This is a genomic window from Acinetobacter sp. P1332 (assembly GCF_044057475.1).
GTDB lineage: Bacteria > Pseudomonadota > Gammaproteobacteria > Pseudomonadales > Moraxellaceae > Acinetobacter > Acinetobacter johnsonii.
The window spans coordinates 596,738-612,415 of the sequence record NZ_CP171157.1 but is presented as its reverse complement, the minus strand read 5'-3'; the positions used below and the strand labels follow the sequence as shown (position 1 = coordinate 612,415).

At 42.5% G+C, this 15,678-nt stretch carries 14 protein-coding genes and 1 riboswitch; of the genes, 5 read left to right on the top strand and 9 right to left on the bottom strand.

The genetic code is table 11. From position 1 onward, the window contains the following. The first annotated feature begins 85 nt into the window (after nt 1–85). Nucleotides 86–910 carry an MBL fold metallo-hydrolase gene (locus ACFN7Z_RS02930; RefSeq protein WP_010327475.1) on the top strand — a complete coding sequence of 275 codons (825 nt, stop codon included), beginning with the start codon at nt 86–88 and terminating at the stop codon, nt 908–910. Next, nucleotides 907–1,482: a dual specificity protein phosphatase family protein gene (locus ACFN7Z_RS02925; RefSeq protein WP_010327476.1), complete on the top strand. Its 576-nt coding sequence runs from the start codon at nt 907–909 to the stop codon at nt 1,480–1,482. Before ACFN7Z_RS02930 ends, ACFN7Z_RS02925 begins: the two co-directional genes overlap by 4 nt. A 26-nt stretch (nt 1,483–1,508) precedes the next feature. Here the strand turns inward: ACFN7Z_RS02925 and ACFN7Z_RS02920 are convergent, their stop codons facing one another. From ACFN7Z_RS02920 to trpA, 4 genes are read right to left on the bottom strand one after another with little or no spacing between them, the layout of a single operon-like run. Beyond that, nucleotides 1,509–2,522: an SPOR domain-containing protein gene (locus ACFN7Z_RS02920; RefSeq protein ID WP_372239167.1), complete on the bottom strand. Its 1,014-nt coding sequence runs from the start codon at nt 2,520–2,522 to the stop codon at nt 1,509–1,511. Beyond that, nucleotides 2,513–3,796, bottom strand: coding sequence for a bifunctional tetrahydrofolate synthase/dihydrofolate synthase (gene folC / locus ACFN7Z_RS02915; RefSeq protein WP_010327478.1), 1,284 nt, complete (start codon nt 3,794–3,796; stop codon nt 2,513–2,515). Before folC ends, ACFN7Z_RS02920 begins: the two co-directional genes overlap by 10 nt. Then, nucleotides 3,793–4,689: an acetyl-CoA carboxylase, carboxyltransferase subunit beta gene (gene accD / locus ACFN7Z_RS02910; protein ID WP_004697788.1), complete on the bottom strand. Its 897-nt coding sequence runs from the start codon at nt 4,687–4,689 to the stop codon at nt 3,793–3,795. Before accD ends, folC begins: the two co-directional genes overlap by 4 nt. After that, the gene (trpA, locus tag ACFN7Z_RS02905) at nt 4,686–5,489 is read right to left on the bottom strand and encodes a tryptophan synthase subunit alpha (RefSeq protein ID WP_004983629.1); all 804 of its coding nucleotides are present in this window, start codon (nt 5,487–5,489) and stop codon (nt 4,686–4,688) included. The genes accD and trpA overlap by 4 nt, the downstream gene beginning before the upstream one ends. 372 nt (nt 5,490–5,861) lie before the next feature. Between trpA and ACFN7Z_RS02900 the strand changes: the two genes are divergently transcribed. After that, the gene (locus ACFN7Z_RS02900) at nt 5,862–7,193 is read left to right on the top strand and encodes a Na+/H+ antiporter NhaC family protein (protein WP_010327479.1); all 1,332 of its coding nucleotides are present in this window, start codon (nt 5,862–5,864) and stop codon (nt 7,191–7,193) included. Nucleotides 7,194–7,245: 52 nt separating this feature from the next. On the opposite strand, the gene ACFN7Z_RS02895 is transcribed toward ACFN7Z_RS02900, so the two are convergent. Next, nucleotides 7,246–8,268 carry an AraC family transcriptional regulator gene (locus ACFN7Z_RS02895; protein ID WP_010327480.1) on the bottom strand — a complete coding sequence of 341 codons (1,023 nt, stop codon included), beginning with the start codon at nt 8,266–8,268 and terminating at the stop codon, nt 7,246–7,248. A gap of 135 nt (nt 8,269–8,403) precedes the next feature. Between ACFN7Z_RS02895 and ACFN7Z_RS02890 the strand changes: the two genes are divergently transcribed. Both ACFN7Z_RS02890 and ACFN7Z_RS02885 read left to right on the top strand, forming a co-directional pair. Further along, on the top strand, nt 8,404–9,279 hold the full coding sequence (locus tag ACFN7Z_RS02890) for a metal-dependent hydrolase (RefSeq protein WP_010327481.1): 876 nt from the start codon (nt 8,404–8,406) through the stop codon (nt 9,277–9,279). Nucleotides 9,280–9,392: 113 nt separating this feature from the next. Then, on the top strand, nt 9,393–11,225 hold the full coding sequence (locus tag ACFN7Z_RS02885; RefSeq protein WP_029575106.1) for a DUF3413 domain-containing protein: 1,833 nt from the start codon (nt 9,393–9,395) through the stop codon (nt 11,223–11,225). 48 nt (nt 11,226–11,273) lie between these two features. Here the strand turns inward: ACFN7Z_RS02885 and ACFN7Z_RS02880 are convergent, their stop codons facing one another. From ACFN7Z_RS02880 to ACFN7Z_RS02865, 4 genes are all read right to left on the bottom strand, one after another. Next, complete coding sequence (locus ACFN7Z_RS02880; protein WP_010327483.1) at nt 11,274–12,266, bottom strand: DUF2804 domain-containing protein; 993 nt, start codon at nt 12,264–12,266, stop codon at nt 11,274–11,276. Between the two features lie 162 nt (nt 12,267–12,428). Continuing rightward, nucleotides 12,429–12,941 (bottom strand): DUF1543 domain-containing protein, encoded by a 513-nt coding sequence (locus ACFN7Z_RS02875; protein ID WP_010327484.1) that lies wholly within the window; start codon nt 12,939–12,941, stop codon nt 12,429–12,431. Nucleotides 12,942–13,455: 514 nt separating this feature from the next. Further along, nucleotides 13,456–14,685: a tryptophan synthase subunit beta gene (trpB, locus tag ACFN7Z_RS02870; RefSeq protein WP_010327485.1), complete on the bottom strand. Its 1,230-nt coding sequence runs from the start codon at nt 14,683–14,685 to the stop codon at nt 13,456–13,458. Then, on the bottom strand, nt 14,669–15,310 hold the full coding sequence (locus ACFN7Z_RS02865) for a phosphoribosylanthranilate isomerase (protein WP_010327486.1): 642 nt from the start codon (nt 15,308–15,310) through the stop codon (nt 14,669–14,671). Before ACFN7Z_RS02865 ends, trpB begins: the two co-directional genes overlap by 17 nt. Nucleotides 15,311–15,453: 143 nt before the next feature. Further along, nucleotides 15,454–15,661, top strand: a riboswitch (cobalamin riboswitch). Nucleotides 15,662–15,678 lie beyond the last annotated feature (17 nt).

The window sequence follows — 15,678 nt, the reverse complement described above, 5'->3', positions numbered from 1 at the left end:
TACACATGACTCTTTAACAAAATCAAACTGTTAAAACTCACATCTTCCGCTATAACAATCAAAACAATACGATAAAAACGACTTTATGATTTATAACATTCACCATTTACATTGCGGCACCATGTGTCCAGTGTGTGCCCCTCTCTTTGGTCAAAAAGGTTTTCAAGCTAAGGTTGTGTGCCATTGTCTTTTGGTTGAAACAGATCAAGGGCTGGTGCTGATTGATACGGGCTTAGGCATACAGGACTATCTACACACCAAGCAGCGTTTGGGGCAGTTGGTGGCTCGAATTGGAAAAATTGAACAAAACTTAGAATTAACCGCAATTGCACAAATCCAAAAACTTGGCTTTAGCCCAAAGGATGTCAAACATATTTTGGTTTCACATCTGGATTTTGACCATGCGGGGGGTATTTCTGACTTTCCCAATGCAACCGTACATATTCTGTCTAACGAATATAATGCAGCACAAAACCTGAAATCATTTAAAAATAAAGCCCGTTATAAAACACAACAATTTCAGCAGCATCGCCATTGGCACTTTATTGAGCCGATCCACGGTGACGCATGGTTTAATTTGACTCAAGTGCAAGGGTTTGACTTATTTCATAATGAGATTCTTTTGATTCCACTGTTTGGGCATACTGAAGGTCACTGTGGCATTGCCATTAAAACCCAACAGGGTTGGACACTCTTCTGCGGGGATGCCTACTACTCCCACCTAGAACTCAATCCCCAAAACAGACTTCGCAGCTTAAATGCCTTGGAAGTATTTTTTGCCGAAGATAATGCACAGCGTTTAAGCAACCTGCATAAAATTCAACAATTGGCACAGTCGGAACCACGTATCGAAATCTTTTGCGCGCATGATCCGGTTGAACTTTCACACCATCAGAGCCTGATCCTATGACCAAATATCTTGTTATTCTTTCTCTGTGTATCAGTGTTTCTGGCTGTATGACTACGCCTGCGCTGCCCGAGACAGAGCGTCCACAACACTGGGGACAGTCTATCCAACCTGCGCATAATTTCTATCAAATCAGTGAAACTGTTTTTCGTAGTGAGCAACCCGATCAAGATTTAGTTCAGAGTTTAAAGGCGCAAGAAATTGATGTGATTATTAATTTACGCTCACGCAATCAAGACCTTAAAAAACTGTCCAACCAAGGGTTTGAACTGGTACATATCCCGATTCATACATGGGCGATTGACCGAGAAGACTTGTTAAAGGTGATGCAGCAAATTCAACATGCGGAGCAAAACCAGCAAAAAGTTTTACTGCATTGCTACCATGGCTCAGACCGTACAGGTGCGAGTGTAGCTATGTACCGCATTATCTTTCAAAACTGGCCTACCGCTGATGCCTTGGCTGAGATGAAATATGGCGGTTATGGTTTTCATCCGATTTGGCAAAATATCGAACCGTTATTTAGTCCCGAAAATATAAAATGGATTCAACAGCAACTGTTGAATCCATCTTAGTGAAGGCAATTAGGTTGAATCCGATCTTAGCGTTTGTCGAGTGGCACCCAGTCAATCACCCATGCGGACTTCATGCCGAGGCTCGCATCTGAAGTAATCTTCTTGCGGGCTGCATCGGCAGTATCACGGTCTTTGGATGGCCCCACCATAATCCGTACGCCTTTAGAGGTTGGACTTTTAGTGACCTTATAACCCTTGGCACGAAGCTTAGCAGCCAGTGCATCCGCATTGGCTTCATTGGCAGCCAATGCCACCTGTACCATCCATTGCTTATCGCCATGTTCAAGCAAATCACGCGCTTTCTCAGCTTCCGCCTTTTTCTTGGCTTCATCAGCTTTACGCTTTTCATCTGCCTTACGTTTGTCTTCCGCTTTTTTATCAGCATCTGCTTTACGTTCAGCTTCTTTTTTCGCTTCAGCCTTACGCTCATCTTCTGCTTTACGTTTAGCCTCTGCTTCTCGCTTAGCTTTATCTTCAAGTGCTTGCTTTTCTGCTAAGGCTTTTTGCTCAGCCAGTTTTTTTGCAGCCGCTGCTTTTTCAGCTTCAGTACGCGCTTGCAGCTTTTGCTGTTCCAACTTCTTTACTTCAGCCGCTTTGTCCGTAGCAATTCGCTGTTGCTTGGCTTTTTCATCTTCAACCAATTCTGGTGGAATGTTGTCCGAGCTTTGCTGTGCAGCATTACGGTGCGCATTCAACGCGGCATATTCTTCCGCTGCTTTACGTGCAGCATCTGCTTCGGCTTGCTGTTGCATTGCTAAAAATTCGGCCGCACGAGCTTCTTGTTCAGCAACCGATTTTTCACGTGCTACACGTTGTTGTTCCAGCAAACGCTTTTCTGTTTCGACATCAACCGTTAACGGCTGAAGTTGAACCAACTCACCTTCGGCATTACGTTGCACATTTTGTGTGACTAGCTCTGGTGTTTTAATATTATTTTGATGTATTTCTTCTTTGCCTTTAAGCAGTAATGCCGCCAAAAGGACACCACCACCTAATAAAACAACGCCACCCATCCAACGTTGTTTGCTATTCATTGACATTCTTCCAAATACTCCCATACCGCTTCTAAGGTATGAAATGAACCACATACCAAAATCAGCTGATTATTCTTTGTTTCGTCGAGCGCTGATTTAAAAGCCAATTTCACACTGTCAAAGTGCTGCACATGTTGCCCTTGCAGCGCTTGATCCAATTGTTCAATTGGAGCTGCACGCGGGACCGTTAATGCCGCAATTTTCCACGTTTGTATGGAGTCTTTCAATAACTCTGTGACAGATTTCACATCTTTATCTGCCAACATCGAGAAAACACTGACTACTTCAGTGTACTGTTTATTGTATTTTAGGAAATTTCGCAATTGATTTAATAAAAAAGCAACACCATGCGGGTTATGCCCTGCATCAAAAATCACTGTTTTGTTCTGTATTTGGCGAATTTCAAAACGACCTTGCAATTTTGCGTTTTGAATTCCTTCAGAAATAGCCACTTGAGTAACCGTTAAACCACTCAATAAAACAGCAGCAACGGCTGTTGAAATATTTTCAACAGCGAGTGCACCCTGCGGTAATTTTAAGGTTGTACCAGAGGATGCAAACATCCACGACTGACCATGCTCACTGCGTTGATAAAAATAGTCACGATTCACTGCATAAAGTTTTGCAGCACAAGCATCCGCTTTATCGATAATCGCTTGAGGGATTTGTTGTAAGCCGCCAAACACCACAGGAATATTGGGACGGATAATACCTGCCTTTTCAAAAGCAATCTTTTCAATGGTATCGCCCAACCAGTCGGTATGGTCTAAACCAATATTGGTAATCACCGCAACATCGGGTTCAATTACATTGACCACATCTAAGCGACCACCTAGACCCACTTCAAGCACCCAAACATCACATGCTTGGTCTTTAAAAATGACAAAAGCCGCGAGTGTAGTCGCCTCAAAAAACGAGAGGCTTAAATCACAATCACGGCGCGCTTGATCCACTTGTACAAAAGCATTGACCAAGCTTTGGTTATCGACCTCTACACCACGCAATTTAACCCGTTCATTAAAACGGTAAATATGTGGTGACTGATACAGTCCCACCTTATAGCCTTGCGCATTTAAAATGGCAGCCAGTGTGGTGGTGGTCGAACCTTTTCCATTGGTTCCCGCTACGGTTAAAACTTTAGCATCGGGACGCGTCACACCGAGCTTTTCAGCTACAGGAATGACCCGTTCCAATCCTAAATCAATCCCCGTAACGTGAACATGGCCCCAATAATCGAGCCATGTTTCTAAAGAGTCTGTTGCAAGTGGTGCTGTGTTCAAGACAAATTCATCAGTTTCGCGACAATACGATAAACTGTATCACGTAATGCGTGACGGTGAACAATTTGATCGATTACACCATGATCAAGCAAGTATTCCGCACGCTGGAACGGCTCTTCTAGCTTTTCACGTACCGTTTGTTCAATCACGCGTTTACCAGCAAAACCAATCATCGCTTTCGGCTCTGCAATATGTACATCACCGAGCATCGCTAAAGATGCCGTTACACCACCATAAACAGGATGCGTCAACACCACCAAATATGGCAGACCCGCGTCTTTCATTTTTTGGATGGCTGCTGATGTACGCGCCATTTGCATCAAAGACAACATGCCTTCTTGCATACGTGCACCGCCCGAAGCAGCAAAGCAAATCAGAGGTTGTTTGTCCGCAATGGCTTTTTCAGCCGCTTGCACAAAACGGTCACCAACAACCGTACCCATTGAACCACCCATGAAGTCAAATTCAAAGGCACAGGCAACCAAAGGAATACCTTTAAGTAAACCTTGCATCACCACCAAGGCTTCAGTTTCACCTGTTTTGGTCTGTGCTTCACTCATACGCGCTGGATATGGCTTTGAGTCGACAAATTTCAACGGATCTTTGGCTTTAAATTCTTGTCCCAACTCTGTTTGCACTTGGTCAAAGAACCAATTCAAACGATCACGGGCTTTCATACGCAAATGTTCATCACACTGAGGGCAAACATACGCGTTAAATGACATTGCAGTACGTGTAACAAGTGCATGGCACTCAGGGCATTCAATCGTTGGTTCTGTAAACGTCGCCTTGAGTGAGGTTTGCTCATCAGGTACTTGAATACCGGGTACACCACGTTCAGTCCATGGCGTCGATGGGCTTAGGATTTTCCCTGATTTAACATCTTGACTCATACTAACTCATCGAGCGCTGCTCGAAGCTCCTTGACTTTATTAACCGTTTCAACCACGGCTTGTTCTGGTGCTAAGCTTGCAAATTGCTTAACAAAAGCACTACCAACAATCACAGCATCAGCCACTCCGCCCATTGCTTTGGCAGATGTCGCATCACTGATCCCAAAACCAACACCGACAGGAATATCTGTTTCTGCTTTAATTTTCGCAATTCGGTTTGCAGCTTCAGCAACGTCTAAAGTTGCTGCACCTGTGACCCCTTTTAAAGACACGTAATAGATGAAACCACTCGCCTGTTTCACCACATGTTTAATGCGTTCGTCCGTTGAGGTTGGCGCTAGTAAAAAGATTTGATCCATATCAAATTGCTTCAATACAACATCAAGCTCTGCTGCTTCTTCTGGTGGTAAGTCCACCAGTAGAATGCCATCGACACCACATGCATGCGCAGTCGATACAAACTTTTCATAACCAATGACTTCAACTGGATTCAGATAACCCATCAATACGACTGGGGTCTCTTGATCCTTTTGACGGAACTCTTTGACCATATTCAAAGCGTCTAAGGTATTGGTGCCACCTGCCAATGCGCGTTCTGCAGCAAGGGCAATCACAGGACCATCTGCCATAGGGTCTGAAAATGGAAGACCGAGTTCAATCACATCTACACCCGCCTCAACCATCTGATGTAACAAAGGAACTGTTACCTGTGGATGAGGGTCACCAGCCATAACATAAGAAACCAAAGCTTTACGCTGTTGAGATTTAAGCTGTCCAAAACGAGTGGCTAAACGTGACATAGGGTTGTGCTTTCCTTAACTTGTTTAAAATTAAAACTACTGAGGAGTTGGCTTTGTAAAAATACAAGACGCTGCATTGTAACGCTATTTTTTACTCATTGAATAGAGCACATCGCGTTCGCGTTCCAATTCATTTTTCGTCAAATATTTTCAGAACAACCGTAAAGCACCATTTACTGATATTTCGCTTTTTTTCTCAATGATCAAAGATGCCTAATTTTAGGAAATACCAAAATGTCTAAGTTTTAGATAAACTTATTTTTATTTGCAAAAAAATGATAAAAATAGGTGGCTTAGCTTTTACATTTAAAGTTTTATGAAATAGCAAAACCTGCATTATACTACGCACATTCTTTCATTTCCCTATCTCCTATGACCACCGATAACTCAGGTTTCGTGCAAGCACGTGCGCTTGCGCTGTTACCGCTTATTGTTTTTTTAGCCATTTTCTTAGGCAGTGGTATTTACCATTCTGTGATTGGAACCGAGTTTGCGTTCTATCAAATGAAAGCACCTGTTGCGGCCATTCCTGCCATTATTTTGGCGGTATTGATTTATCGCGGTGAACTGAATCAAGGCATCGAAACCTTTCTGCGCGGTGCAAGTCACCCGAACCTTATCTTAATGTTCATGGTATTCATGCTGGCAGGTGCATTTGCCAGTACCACCAATGCCATTGGCAGTGTAGATGCCACAGTACAAATGGGCTTGTCTGCAATTCCACCCGCCTTTGTGTTACCGATGCTATTTATTATTTCAGCGTTCATTGCAACAGCAATGGGTACCTCAATGGGCACCATTGCGGCCTGTGCACCCATTGCCTTTGGTTTCTCTCAAGCCACTGATATTGCTGCAGTCTATGCCATAGGTGCGGTCGTGGGCGGTGCGATGTTTGGTGACAATCTTTCAATGATTTCGGATACCACCATTGCAGCCACCACTAGTCAAAACGTTCAGCTTCGAGACAAGTTTCGCGTTAATGTCTGGATTGCAGTACCTGCAGCTTTAGTCACGATCGCGATTTATTTCTTTAGCATTCACCAAACCGAAACCATTCAATCCAAAGACTTTAATCCTTGGCTGGTGTTGCCCTATGTCGTGGTATTTTTCCTCGCCTTCAGTCGTTTACACGTGCTTGCGGTACTTACAGTCGGTGTAGTGCTCTCTGGGGTGATGGGACTGATTACACAGCCAGAATTTACCGTCATTCAACTCAACACAGCCATCTATGATGGTTTTGTTGGTATGTTTGAAGTCGCTTTACTGTCGATGTTCTTGGGCGGTCTTTCGACCATTATGCAAAAAGAAGGTGGTCTCGACTGGCTTATTCAACGTATTTACAGCCTCACCCGTTTATTTAAAGTTGGTCGTGAGCGCGCAGGGGAAATCGGATTGAGCTTTTTAGTGGTGTTTTCCAACATTTTTGTGGCCAACAACACTGTAGCGATTATTTTATCGGGCGATATGGCGCGTGAAGTCGCGAAAGAATATGGCGTAGACCCAAAACGTGCAGCCGCTTTGCTCGACATCTTTTCATGTGTTGTACAAGGGCTTATTCCCTATGGTGCACAACTTCTATTGGCCTGCTCAATTGCAAAGCTTTCACCAGTTGAACTCATCGGCAGCATTTACTACTGTTGGATACTGGCAATCTTTGCCATCCTTGCAATTGCATTCCGTTTTCCACGACTGAAATCAGCCTGATCATTTCATACATTTCAGCGCCTTCCAAAAGGCGCTTTTTTTATGCCTGCTGTTATTTCAGTTGTCGTTTCAACTGTAATAAGGTCTGTCCACTGTGCTGTTTATAGGCACGCGCTAAAGCAGACTGTCCCGAATAGCCGAGTTGTAAGGCGATTTCAGTTAAACTCAAACCTTGTTGTAAGAGATATTCACATCGCTTCATGCGCTCTGACTCAAGTACTCGCTTAAATGAACTATCCCAGTCTTGTAACTGGCGTTGTAAGGTCCGCGTTGACAAGTGTAATTCATTAGCAATCTGTTCAATTTTAGGGGCTTCTGCATGCGCTTTAAGATAATCAGCCACGGCGCTATGAATCTGTTGCAATACGCTTTCATAACGAGGCTTGAGGGCAATTGCAACCTCTGCTTGTTTCAGTAAAAGCTGCGTTAAAGAAGGATCAGCAAAACCCGATTTTAAAGTCAAACTGTCCACATTCATCACATAGGCATAGCAGGCTTGATTAAAGCTCACTTCACAGCCATAAAATTTTTGATAATGATACTTTGCCATTTGGGCTGGATGCGCCATTTGGACTTTTAAGAACTGTAATTGATCGGGAAAAATTTTCTTGGCCAAATGCACAATGGATGCCATGGTCATTTCATTCAGTGAAGCATATTTCTCATTGAGAAAAGGCCAAGTCAGCCAAATCTCACTGCCCCTTTGCTGCATCTGCATGGGACTAACTTCAGCACCATCAATCACCAAACGACTAAAACGCATCACATAACTCAGTGCTTCAGCCACGCTATTACTGCGTGTGGCCATATAACCTAAAACACCAAAATGCTCAGGTTGAATAAATTTTGCCATCTCCATAATCAACTGAGGACAATCCAATTGTTCTCGCGTCAGTTGTAAAATCGTTTGAAAGAACGAAAATGGCGATTGGGTATCGATTGGCAGTTGTAATACATGCTCCAGATCATACTGATATTGCGCTAAAAAACCGAGTTGATGAAAATCAATTCCTTGCTCTAAGAGGTACATGTTCCAGAGCTGAAAATAACCATTGGGGATTTGTAATTCTTGCATGATAGCCCACCCACTATTTGACATGCGATATTTTCACATTGGCGTAAAATGTATAAAAAATGGCAATATCTGTCAAAACAAACTGCATTTTCTCCGACATACTGCAATCATCCAAGGCAAATGAAGTAAAACAAAATGAATGCCATTGTTACAGCCCCTATTGAACCAATTGTGCGAACTCAACTCAATTTTAAGCTTGATGAAGTGCCCCGTTTTTGGTTTGGCGGTGACCCATTTCGGACGCGTATGTTTGATGCACTCAGCCTCACTTTCCCCGATGGAGAACGCTATTTTATTCAAAGCGTGCGTTTGTTTCGGGACCAAATTACAGACCCAAGCTTAGCTGCACGTGTAAGCGATTTTATTAAGCAGGAAGCACAGCATGGCATTGCCCATGACAAAATGAATCAAGTCATGCGAGAACAAGGCATGCCAGTCGATCAGTTTATTCAGCGTTTAAATAAAATTTTTAAATTTGAACTGAGTAAACGCTCACCTCAGTACAACATTGCCATGACGGCTGCGGCAGAGCATTTAACTGCACTGATGGCCGAGACTTTTTATAGCCATAAAGCCACGTTGGCTGAGGCTCATCCTTATGTGCGTGCTTTATTTGCATGGCATGCCATTGAAGAAATGGAACACCGTGATGTGGCGTTTGATGTGATGAAACAAGTCGGACATGTACCCGAAACAACGCGTCTATTTGCATTGGCCTTTACCACGGTGATGATGTTTGGTTTCACTACCTATCGTGCAGATGTCATGCTCAAGCATGATGGCTTTAGCCGTATTCAACGCTTGCAAATGATGCGTAAAGGACTGCCCTGGTTCTTTGGGAAAAAAGGGATACTGTCTCGGATGCGTGGTCAATATCTCGATTGGTTTAAGAAAGACTTTCATCCCAATCAACATCCTGTGATTGCACAGTACGATGTTTGGATGGACACCCTAGCAGAAAGTCATGACCCAATTTTAGCAGGTGAAGCTTTTTGGCAAGCTGGGAAATAATTCAGTAAGCGCAACAAATATACACTTTGGATGAGTTTAGGTATCATACGCCCATCTTAAAACATGGGCATATGAAGTTGAATTTGTATGTCCAATTACATCCGAAGTTAAAAATGTCGTTTAAATTCAAACTCCGCGTTCTTGGTTATCTGATCATGGTCAATGCAGTGATTTCGATGCTCATTGCTTGCAGATATTTCCTGTATTTATCTGAGTTTCCAACAGATTTACTGGGATTCAGTTTCTTATTTACTGGAACATTCTCGCACATGACTGTGCTTGCGTCCCTGATTGGCTTGATCTTGATTCCGAGCTTATTTCTACCCAATACGCTACGTCATATTACGCAAGCAAGTATTGCTAGCTTGGCACTCATTGCACTGATCATAGATACCTTTGTTTATGCACAGTACCGTTTCCACATCAATACTGTCATGTTGGAACTGGTGATGTCAGGTCAGGTTGTGAGTTTCTCACTCTCAACATGGCTGATGGTCATTGCTGCGATTACCTGTATTTTTGCGGCACAATTTTACTTCATTCGATTCTTAGAGAAAAAATTACCCACGTTTTCATGGAGCATTGGTAAAAAGTTTACAGGCTTAGTGTTTGTCACGTTACTTTTAAGTAATGGTATCCATGTTTGGGCAGCGGCACATGTGTATCAGCCTGTGACCATGACACAACGCTATTTACCAATGTTTTATCCGATGACCTCGAATAAAACCATGAAAAAATACGGCTGGATTGATGAAGAAGCTTTAGAAAAACAAAAGGCTATGTCTTTAGAACGTAAAAGTGACCTGAATTATCCGCTGACGCCGATTGTTGGAGAAGCTCCAAAGCAACCCACCAATATTATGTTTATCGTGATTGATTCTTGGCGTGCAGATACATTTAATGCAGATAACTCACCAAACTTGTGGAGTTATGCGCAGAACGGAAAGATTTTTAATCAACACTATTCAACAGGAAATGCCACACGCACAGGTATTTTCGGCATGTTTTATGGTATTCCTGGTACTTACTGGCATGGCATGATTGTGAACCGCCAAAGTCCAGTATTTATTGACCGTTTGCAAGCACTGAATTATCAACTCGGTTTATTTGCTGCTGCCAAATTAACCAACCCTGAATTCCACGAAACCGCGTTTTCAAAAGTGCCAAATTTACGTATTGGTTCTTCTGGCAAAGTGGCGGGGGGTATAGATGAAGAACTAACGCAGGATTGGTTAAAGTGGTATGAAAAAAGAGATCGAAACAAACCGACCTTTTCATTTTTATTTTACGACTCCCCACACGGATACAGCTTCCCTAAAGACTATCCACACCAGTACAAACCTATGCTGGATGAGGTTAATTATCTCAAGTTAAGTAATGATTCTGATCGTTCATTAATGATGAATCGTTATAAAACCAGTGTGCACTACGTCGACAGCATTGTGAAACAGGTTTTAGATAAACTAAAAGAAACGGGTGATGCAGAAAACACATTGGTCATCATTACTGGCGACCACGGACAAGAGGTGAATGATAATCTTCAAAACTTCTGGGGACATAATGGTAACTTTACCGACCCTCAAGTCAAAGTTCCTTTTGCAATCATTGGTCCGAAGATTCAAGCTGATAAACTATGGAATAACCAAGTTTTAACTAGCCATCAAGATATTGTTCCAACTCTCATGAAGAACTATTTGGGTGTGACCACAAAAATTCACGACTATTCAGTGGGTGAAGATTTGTTGGGACCACAAATTCAACGTGATTGGATTTTAACCTCAAGCTATAGTAAATATGGCATTGTTACCCCTAAAAACATCTTAGAAGTGGGGGCTGTTGGGCAGTTCGAAATCTTAGATAAAAAGAATCAGCCAATGTCAGATCAAGAGCCAAACTATGCTCATGTTCAAGCAGCATTGGAGCAAATTAGTCGTTTTAATAAATAAAGGCAAAAGAAAAACCGGCATGATGTCGGTTTTTTATCACAGGTCTTTTTACCACTTTGCATAGTGCTGTTCGAGCAGCCCATATTCATTCAGCAATACAATCTCTTGATCACCCTGCTGAATTGTACCGCTAATCTTGGCTTGCCACTGACTAAACTGACTGCCCACGAGACGCAAATTTAGGTTTTCAAAACGGCGCCAACCTGTGGTCACGGTTAAATTTAAGCGTTCATCTAGAGAACGAATGCTCCAACGCCCTTCTTCTTTCATTTGGAACAGAACATCACTCACGTTGTAGAGCTTTCCATTCACCCACAGACAGTTTTCATTACCAAAACTTTCATTCACACCAGAGGCTAAGTTCAGACCAATACGTCTGCCCTCAGCATCCCAAAAACTACAAGAGAGCCAAAACCAAGCTGTTTCTGGCCGGAGGAAGCCACAGGTATCATCTAACGCAGCCAAAGTCCGCTCGTTAAACTGAATCATCTGCCCTGCTTTATTGGTAAAAAAACCCTCACAAGCTAAGGTGGTCAATTTCTGGGTATAAGTCCAGCCATTAATCCCTGTTGGACTACACATACTCAATGGATCAGTGCCTGCGCAGAAAATACGGGCACTCAGCTTAATTTCACCATACTTGGTGACTTGAACATAGCGCACCCCATTAGCATGCTGAATTTCAATTTGAAACGGTGAATTTGCAAACACACTTTGGTTATACAAAGGCTGTTCATCTAAAACGGTTTTACGCGCCAGAAAATTCACGGCGTTCCATTCAAGTACTTCATTTTTGAGATGATCGTAAATATAAACGAAACCATGCCCAGCCCAAGCAATATCAGCAATCGCTAAACCAATGGTGTAGTGTTCATGTTGAATGCTACAAAACTTAAATTTCTTATATTTCAGCTTTTTCCGCCATCCCGTAAGTACTTCACCATATGGGGTTTTATACTGATACTTATTTAAATCAATGGTTTTTGGAAGTTCGCTAAACCGACCATAATGGGGTTGTCCGTTGGACTGAATCAAATCCATTGATGCTTTATCCTTAAGCAAAAGTTAATTAATATCCCTAAGCCTATTATGCCTATAATTTTAAAGGTGAAAAGTCTTTAGTTTGTTTTTTCATCAAATTGTTCGCTAAACCTACTCTCTTTCATTTGAAGACACCACTTAAAAATTAAGAATGATCCAACCTTAATTTAACATCAGATATGTATTTTCCCAGATGTTTGCATCAAACTCAGCTTCAACCAAAACCACATAACGCCCATATACACAATCAATCGCAATACAGTCATCAACGTCTAAAACACGGTCAGTATGTTGCTTTTGCCATTTTTGATCAAAATATTGTTTGCCAAGTTGTTTAGCTTCCGCGGTATGCGGAGCAACGACGAGTACATAACGATGTAACTCCCCAAATTCACGTGCGTCATAACCACCTAAATTGATGAGCCACAGTTTTGCATCTGTGACTTGAGGCTGGGCATCACTAAACTGTATTTGGTATTTTTTCCCTCGACATTCAATACCATTCACTTGCGTCCAAGCATCAATATGTAAGCCTTTTTGTTCACCAAACCATGCATTTTTAAGTTGTGGGTAACTGTCTTCTAAACTGTCAGCGACTGCAAATACCACATCATGGACTTCGGTATTGGCGCGGGCATGGCGACCACCGAGCATAACCATAAATAGGTTGGGCATTCTATTTCCTTTCTTTTGAGATATTTTTTTATAGCTAACAGGCGTTGCACGTAAGCATCATTCATAATTGTTCGAGGTAAACTACCCTTCGAGAGACATGTTTTTGCAACTCCATTAATCACATGAAAGTATAGGACGAGTTTTGCGAATGACAATGCCTTTGGTTACTTTGGGCTTATCCAAAGTAACATTATGAACTCCTTACATTTGAGGTGTAAGCAGCAAGACTCCGTCAAAATGCAGATAACGCTACATGACCAGTAAGATAGATTTGACCAGAGCTTTCATTGGGAGGAAATATCTTACTTTTGTTTCAGCAAAAGTAACAAAACCATCTTGTTGAGCGGACATTACATCCCTGTAAAGCTACTCAACGGGCAACATCCATGTCGCCTTCACTTATTCATGTTTTTGATAAACGTCTATTTCAAAAAAATCGTGCTGAATTACTTCAGCACGATTTTCATATTGTATAATCTTCTCCACAGAGAGAAGCTTCACACCAAAGGAAAAATTACATCTCAACCATTTCTACGCCATCAATACGTGCCACAGTCATTAAGTCCTTATCACCACGGCCTGAAACAGTCGCAATAATAATTTGATCCTTAGACATGGTTGGCGCAAGTTTAGTCACATAGGCCATGGCATGAGAGCTTTCCAGTGCTGGAATAATCCCTTCAATATGGGTTAAATCACGGAAACCTTGTAAAGCCTCATTGTCATTGATTGGCACATAATCCACGCGGTGCATATCTTTTAAGAAACTATGCTCAGGGCCTACACCTGGATAATCTAAACCTGCTGAAATCGAATGGGTTTCAATGATCTGACCTTGTTCATCAGACATCAAATATGTACGGTTACCATGCAATACACCAACATGACCAGCATTTAACGGTGCAGAATGTTTGCCCGTTTCAATGCCATAACCTGCAGCTTCAACACCGTACATTTTCACATCAGCATCGTTTAAGAATGGGTAGAACAAGCCCATTGCATTTGAACCACCACCTACACATGCTACCAAGGCATCAGGTAAACGCCCTGCTTGTTCCTGAATTTGTTTGCGAGCTTCACGACCAATAATCGATTGGAAATCACGAACCAATTGAGGATATGGGTGCGGGCCTGCAACTGTACCAATCACATAGTAAGTTGAATCAACATTGGTCACCCAATCACGCATTGCTTCGTTCATGGCATCTTTCAATGTTTTAGAGCCACTTTCCACAGGCACAACGGTCGCACCGAGTAAACGCATACGATAGACATTCATGGCTTGACGTTTCACGTCTTCTGCACCCATGAATACCACACATTCAAGCCCTAAACGCGCTGCAATCGTAGCCGTTGCAACACCGTGCTGACCTGCGCCAGTTTCAGCAATAATTCGTTTTTTACCCGACAATTTTGCCAATAAAGCCTGACCAATCGTGTTGTTCACTTTATGTGAACCTGTATGATTGAGGTCTTCACGTTTTAAGTAAATTTGCGCACCACCCAATTCTTTCGACCATCGCTCAGCATAATATAAAGGACTAGGACGACCTACATAATAGGCGAGGTCACGGTCGAATTCTGCCAGAAACTGCTCATCATCTTTCATACGGAAATAGAGCTTTTCTAAGTCTTCTAATGCTGCCATTAGAGTTTCTGACACAAAACGTCCGCCATGGATACCAAAATGCCCACGTTCATCTGGGTATTGGGTATAGTCAATCACATTACTTTGCTGATCCACGATGGACTCCTTGCATGAAGTTTTCTATAAGTTGTTGGTCTTTTATACCTTTAGCGGATTCGACGCCTCCGCTGACATCTACAGCATAAGCCCCAGTCGTCTTTATAGCGTCTTCAACATTAGTTGGGGTTAAACCACCAGCTAAAATTAAAGGAATATCCAGTTTGGGGAATTGAGACCAGTCAAAACTGTGTCCTGTTCCCCCTTTCAGTTCAGGATGCCATGCATCTAAGAGCACTGCGCTTGCCCCTGCCTGTTGAAAGCGTTGAACTTCTGCTACTACATCCAGTTCAGGTCTCACTTGAATGGCTTTATACCAACGACGTCCCACTTGTGCCGCAATTGCCTGACAGTCTTCTGGTGTTTCATCACCATGAAACTGAATGATATCGAGCGCCACTTGTTTTAACACATCTGCAATGTCATCCGCAGTGGCATTCACAAAAAGCCCAACAGTTTGCACATAGGCAGGCACATGTCGAATCAATTCTTTAGCTTGAGCGGCACTGACATGGCGTGGACTAGGCGGGAAAAATACAAAACCAATTGCATCTGCCCCGGCATTGACCACAGCTTGAATATCTTGGCTACGGGTAATTCCACAAATTTTGGCACGGGTTCGCATAGGTTATGACTCTGGCTCAACCCTATTTATAGCTGATCTATAAATAACAGGGCGAATCATTGTAATGCAATTTTTTCACCTTGCGTAAAGTTCATCCTGAAAAATCTTTACATAGATTGTTTAATTCACATACAAACCTTATACTTCGCCCAAATGCAATAAGTCTAAGCACTATGCTTTAGGGAAGTTGGTGAGAGTCCAACACTGCCCCCGCAACGGTAAAACGAAACGTATATCTTTATAAGTGTTTGCACTTACATCACTGCACTCGTGTGGGAAGATGGATATACCAATATTGTTCGCAATATTTATATTTAAGTCCGGAGACCTGCTTATTGCGCCATTTAACTCAATCATTCACGGGGGGT

Bases quoted from the DNA above. Each gene is read 5' to 3' on its own strand.
- ACFN7Z_RS02930 (WP_010327475.1), top strand. From the start codon at position 86: ATGATTTATAACATTCACCATTTACATTGCGGCACCATGTGTCCAGTG.
- ACFN7Z_RS02895 (WP_010327480.1), bottom strand. From the start codon at position 8,268: ATGCAAGAATTACAAATCCCCAATGGTTATTTTCAGCTCTGGAACATG.
- ACFN7Z_RS02890 (WP_010327481.1), top strand. From the start codon at position 8,404: ATGAATGCCATTGTTACAGCCCCTATTGAACCAATTGTGCGAACTCAA.
- ACFN7Z_RS02920 (WP_372239167.1), bottom strand. From the start codon at position 2,522: ATGTCAATGAATAGCAAACAACGTTGGATGGGTGGCGTTGTTTTATTA.
- trpA (WP_004983629.1), bottom strand. From the start codon at position 5,489: ATGTCACGTTTAGCCACTCGTTTTGGACAGCTTAAATCTCAACAGCGT.
- ACFN7Z_RS02885 (WP_029575106.1), top strand. From the start codon at position 9,393: ATGTCGTTTAAATTCAAACTCCGCGTTCTTGGTTATCTGATCATGGTC.
- accD (WP_004697788.1), bottom strand. From the start codon at position 4,689: ATGAGTCAAGATGTTAAATCAGGGAAAATCCTAAGCCCATCGACGCCA.
- ACFN7Z_RS02925 (WP_010327476.1), top strand. From the start codon at position 907: ATGACCAAATATCTTGTTATTCTTTCTCTGTGTATCAGTGTTTCTGGC.
- ACFN7Z_RS02865 (WP_010327486.1), bottom strand. From the start codon at position 15,310: ATGCGAACCCGTGCCAAAATTTGTGGAATTACCCGTAGCCAAGATATT.
- ACFN7Z_RS02880 (WP_010327483.1), bottom strand. From the start codon at position 12,266: ATGGATTTGATTCAGTCCAACGGACAACCCCATTATGGTCGGTTTAGC.
- ACFN7Z_RS02875 (WP_010327484.1), bottom strand. From the start codon at position 12,941: ATGCCCAACCTATTTATGGTTATGCTCGGTGGTCGCCATGCCCGCGCC.
- ACFN7Z_RS02900 (WP_010327479.1), top strand. From the start codon at position 5,862: ATGACCACCGATAACTCAGGTTTCGTGCAAGCACGTGCGCTTGCGCTG.